Annotated in this window: 6 protein-coding genes; 4 read left to right on the forward strand and 2 right to left on the reverse strand. The window is 75.1% G+C overall.

The features are described 5' to 3' along the window. Positions 1-364: MarR family winged helix-turn-helix transcriptional regulator (locus tag AE652_RS37165; RefSeq protein WP_049659633.1), on the reverse strand; the 364-nt coding region annotated here is incomplete at its 3' end. Between the two features lie 62 nt (positions 365-426). Here AE652_RS37165 and AE652_RS37170 point away from each other — a divergent pair. The 3 genes from AE652_RS37170 to AE652_RS37180 all read left to right on the forward strand — a co-directional run bounded on the left by AE652_RS37170 (position 427) and on the right by AE652_RS37180 (position 2549). Beyond that, the gene (locus tag AE652_RS37170) at positions 427-1068 is read left to right on the forward strand and encodes an MBL fold metallo-hydrolase (protein WP_049659636.1); all 642 of its coding nucleotides are present in this window, start codon (positions 427-429) and stop codon (positions 1066-1068) included. A gap of 145 nt (positions 1069-1213) precedes the next feature. Further along, complete coding sequence (gene coaE, locus AE652_RS37175) at positions 1214-1813, forward strand: dephospho-CoA kinase (RefSeq protein ID WP_049659638.1); 600 nt, start codon at positions 1214-1216, stop codon at positions 1811-1813. Positions 1814-1934: 121 nt separating this feature from the next. Next, on the forward strand, positions 1935-2549 hold the full coding sequence (locus tag AE652_RS37180) for a GNAT family N-acetyltransferase (RefSeq protein WP_082346223.1): 615 nt from the start codon (positions 1935-1937) through the stop codon (positions 2547-2549). A gap of 41 nt (positions 2550-2590) precedes the next feature. Here AE652_RS37180 and AE652_RS37185 read toward each other — a convergent pair whose 3' ends face one another. Continuing rightward, entirely contained in the window at positions 2591-3337 is a 747-nt protein-coding gene (locus tag AE652_RS37185) for a CTP synthase (protein WP_049659643.1), read from the reverse strand. Between the two features lie 79 nt (positions 3338-3416). Between AE652_RS37185 and AE652_RS37190 the strand changes: the two genes are divergently transcribed. Next, positions 3417-3672, forward strand: a 256-nt coding sequence (locus AE652_RS37190; RefSeq protein WP_159028669.1) for a LysR family transcriptional regulator, incomplete at its 3' end; no start/stop codon positions are given.

Raw genomic sequence — 3672 nt, forward strand, 5'->3', positions numbered from 1 at the left:
ACTCGATGGCGGTGGCGATCCGGTGTTCGCGGCGGGCGCGCTGGTCGAGCAGGGCGGTGCGGCCGGCTCCGGTGGCGGTGACGAGCAGCTTGCGGCCGTCGGTGGGGTGGGGCTGCTGGACGACCAGTCCGGCCTCGGTCATCAGCGCGACGGTGCGGGCCATCGACTGGTGGCGGACCCGCTGGAGGGCGGCGAGTTCGGCGACCGTGCAGGAGCGTTCGTCGCGGACCAGCAGGCCGAGGACGGCGGCCTGGTTCTGCGGCAGTTCATCGCTGTCGCGCAGGGAGCGGACCAGGCTGCCGAGGGCGGCGCGCAGGTCGGCGGCGAGTTCCAGGGTGTCCGGGTGCGGGGCTTCGCTGGTCATGGGGGAAGTCTATCGGCAATATATCCAGCACCGCTGTACAGCCTTGCTGTAGGGTTTCGAGCATGCGAATCACCAAGTTCGGACATGCCTGCGTACGCGTCGAGCACGGCGGCAGCACGGTCGTCGTCGACCCCGGGAGCTTCACCGACCCCGCCGCCCTGGCCGGGGTGGACGCCGTCCTGATCACCCACGAGCACATGGACCACTTCGAGGAGTCCCGGCTGCGCGCCGCGCTGGAGGCCGACCCGGCGCTGCGGGTGTGGACCAACCGGGCCGTCGCCGACCAGCTGGACGGCGTGGCGCAGCGGGTCGGCGTGGTCGGCGAGGGCGACGCCTTCGAGGTCGGCGGGCTCGGCGTCTCGGTGCACGGCGAGTGGCACGCGGAGATCCACCGGGACCTCCCGCCGGTGCGGAACATCGGCTTCCTCTTCGACGGCCGGCTGTTCCACCCCGGCGACGCGTTCACCGTGCCGCCGCACGCCGTGGAGACCCTGCTGCTGCCGATCGCGGCCCCCTGGAGCAAGGCCTCCGAGGTGGTCGACTACGTCCGGGAAGCCTCGCCGCGCCGGGCGGTGCCGGTGCACGAGGCGGTGCTCAGCCCGATCGGGCTCGCCGTGCAGACCCGGCTGGTCGGGCCGGACGGGCCGGGGACGGGTGCGGAGCTGTTGGTGCTGGGGGAGGGCGAGAGCCTGGAGCTGGGCTGACGGGGCCTGTGCTCGACCGGGTCCGGGCTTCGCCGGGCCTGTTCGGATCGGAGCCGGGCCTGTTCGGGTCGGAGCCGGGCCGACCGGGCCTGGGCCGACCGGGCCTCTGCTGACGGGTTCGAGGGGGCACCGGTAGCCTGACGCCATGCTGAAGATCGGACTGACGGGCGGCATCGGTGCGGGCAAGAGCGAGGTGTCCCGGCTGTTCGCCGCGCATGGCGCGGTGATCGTGGACTCCGACGTGATCGCCCGCGAGGTGGTCGCCCCCGGAACGGACGGTCTGGCGGCCGTGGTCGCCGAGTTCGGACCGGGGGTGCTGCGGGAGGACGGCTCGCTGGACCGTCCGGCGCTCGGCGCGGTCGTGTTCGCCGACCCGGAGCGGCTGAAGGCGCTGAACGCGATCGTCCACCCGCTGGTGCGGACCCGCTCCGCCGAGCTGGAGGCGGCGGCCGCGCCGGACGCGGTCGTGGTGCACGACGTGCCGCTGCTGGCCGAGAACGGCCTGGCGCCGCTGTTCGACCTGGTCGTGGTGGTGGACGCGGCCGACGACGTGCGGCTGGACCGGCTGGTGCGGCTGCGCGGGATGGCCGAGGAGGAGGCCCGGGCCCGGATGGCCGCGCAGGCTTCCCGGGACGGGCGGCTGGCGATCGCGGACCTGGTGATCGACAACGGCGGCGGCCTGGCGGAGCTGGAGGCGCGGGTGGCCGAGGTCTGGGCGGAGCTGGTGCGGCGCGCGGCGGCCTGACGCCGGGTCGGCGCCCGGTGGCCGATCGGGGCGGCCGGCGGCCGTCGGCCCGAGCAGTCGTCGGACCGAGTGGCCGGGAAGGGACTGGTGGAAGGCTCCGGCGGGAGGGGAGCATGGCGGGATGGATGATCGTTTCTCGCCCGCGCCGCCGCTCGCCGGACAGCCTCCCGCCGGACAGCCTCCCGCCGGACAGTCTCCCGCCGAACAGCCGCTCGTCGGAGCGCCCGTGGTCGAACGGCTCGCGCAGTACGGCCGTGCCGAGCAGGCTGAGATCCTCGGCCCCGGGGACGACCCGTACGGCGTCGCGTACACGGGGCTGACCTTCCGCCCCAAGGAGATCCACTTCGGCATCCGGGCCGCCGACGGCCGGCTCGTCGCCCACACCGGACTGGTGCCGCTGCCGCTCACCGTGGGCGGCACCGACCTCGCCGTGATGGGCGTCGGCGGGGTCTGCGTCGCGCCCGACCGGCGCCACGGCGGCCTCGCGCAGGCCGTGGTCGGGGCCGCCCTCGACCACGCGCGCACGCTCGGCCACCGGTACGCGCTGCTGTTCTGCCGCCCGCCGCTGGCCGCGTTCTACCGGGGGCTCGGCTTCCGGGAGGTGGCCGAGGGCGTGACGGTGGAACAGCCGGAGGGGCGGCTGGCGGAGATGCCGCTGCGCACCATGTGGGCGCCGCTGGCCGTCGGGGCCGGGTGGCCGGAGGGGCCGGTGCGGCTGCGGTCGCTGCCGATGTGAGACGCGCTCGCGCATGAGGCGCGCTCAGGTGCGGGGTTTGATCAGGCCGTTGTGACCGTCGCGGCCGGGGTGCCCGCGTCCGCGTCCGCGTGCGCCACGGCGGCGCCGGCCAGGGCACGGATCATGGGGTGCGCCCGGGTGCCGTCGCCGGACAGCTCGGGCTGGAAGAGCGAGGCCAGGAAGAACGGGTGGCCGGGCAGTTCCAGGACGCGCACCTCGCCCGACTCGTCCGCGCCGCTGAACCGCAGGCCGTGCGCGGCCAGCCGCTCCAGGTAGGCGCCGTTGAGGCCGTACGCGCAGTGGTAGCGCTCCAGGGTGCGGGTGGCGCCGAGGACCCGCTCGGCGAGGCTCCCCGGGGTGACGGTGACGGCCCCCTCGTGGCCGACCAGCGAACAGGCCAGCGGGACGATCACCTGCTGCTCCGCGTCCGGGTGGTCCTCGCCGTTCACGGCCCCGGCCAGGCCGCAGACGTTCCGGGCGTACTCCAGCACCGCGTGCTGGAACCCGGCGCAGGTGCCGAGGAAGGGGATGCCGCGCTCGCGGGCGGTCCGGACGGCGGCCAGTGCGCCGGCCTCGCTGCGGTACGGGCTGCCGGGCAGCAGCCAGACCGCGTCGAAGCCGTCCAGGGCGCCGGGTGCGGCGGCGTCCCCGGTCGGGATCCAGTAGGCGTCCAGGACGAGGTGGTCGTGCTCGGCGAGGGCGTCCAGCAGGCCGGGGATCCGGGCGTGCGAGCGGACGGCGGGGGAGCGGTCGCCGACGAGGGCGACCCGCGGGGTCAGATGCGTCATGCGGCTATCCTGACCCCGCACCCGAGATCAGCGCCAACGATGATTCCTTAAGCTTCGATCAGAACGGTTGATGTCCACCGTGGACCCGCAGCAGCTGCGCACCTTTGTCACCGTCACCCGCCTCGCCTCCTTCTCGGAGGCGGCACGGGAGCTCGGCTACACCCAGTCCGCGGTCTCCCAGCAGATCGCCGCGCTGGAGGCGGACCTCGGGACCGCGCTGCTGCTCCGCCGCCCGGTCGGCCCGACCGGGGCCGGGCAGCGGCTGCTGGAGCACGCCGCACCGCTGCTGGTCCGGCTGGAGGCGGCGCGCGCCGACGTCGCACGCCTGGCGGGCG

This window comes from Kitasatospora sp. MY 5-36, assembly GCF_001182915.1.
Lineage (GTDB): Bacteria > Actinomycetota > Actinomycetes > Streptomycetales > Streptomycetaceae > Kitasatospora.

Coding starts and splice junctions, on each gene's coding strand:
- AE652_RS37180 (WP_082346223.1), top strand. CDS start 1,935: ATGGATGATCGTTTCTCGCCCGCGCCGCCGCTCGCCGGACAGCCTCCC.
- AE652_RS37170 (WP_049659636.1), top strand. CDS start 427: ATGCGAATCACCAAGTTCGGACATGCCTGCGTACGCGTCGAGCACGGC.
- coaE (WP_049659638.1), top strand. CDS start 1,214: ATGCTGAAGATCGGACTGACGGGCGGCATCGGTGCGGGCAAGAGCGAG.
- AE652_RS37185 (WP_049659643.1), bottom strand. CDS start 3,337: ATGACGCATCTGACCCCGCGGGTCGCCCTCGTCGGCGACCGCTCCCCC.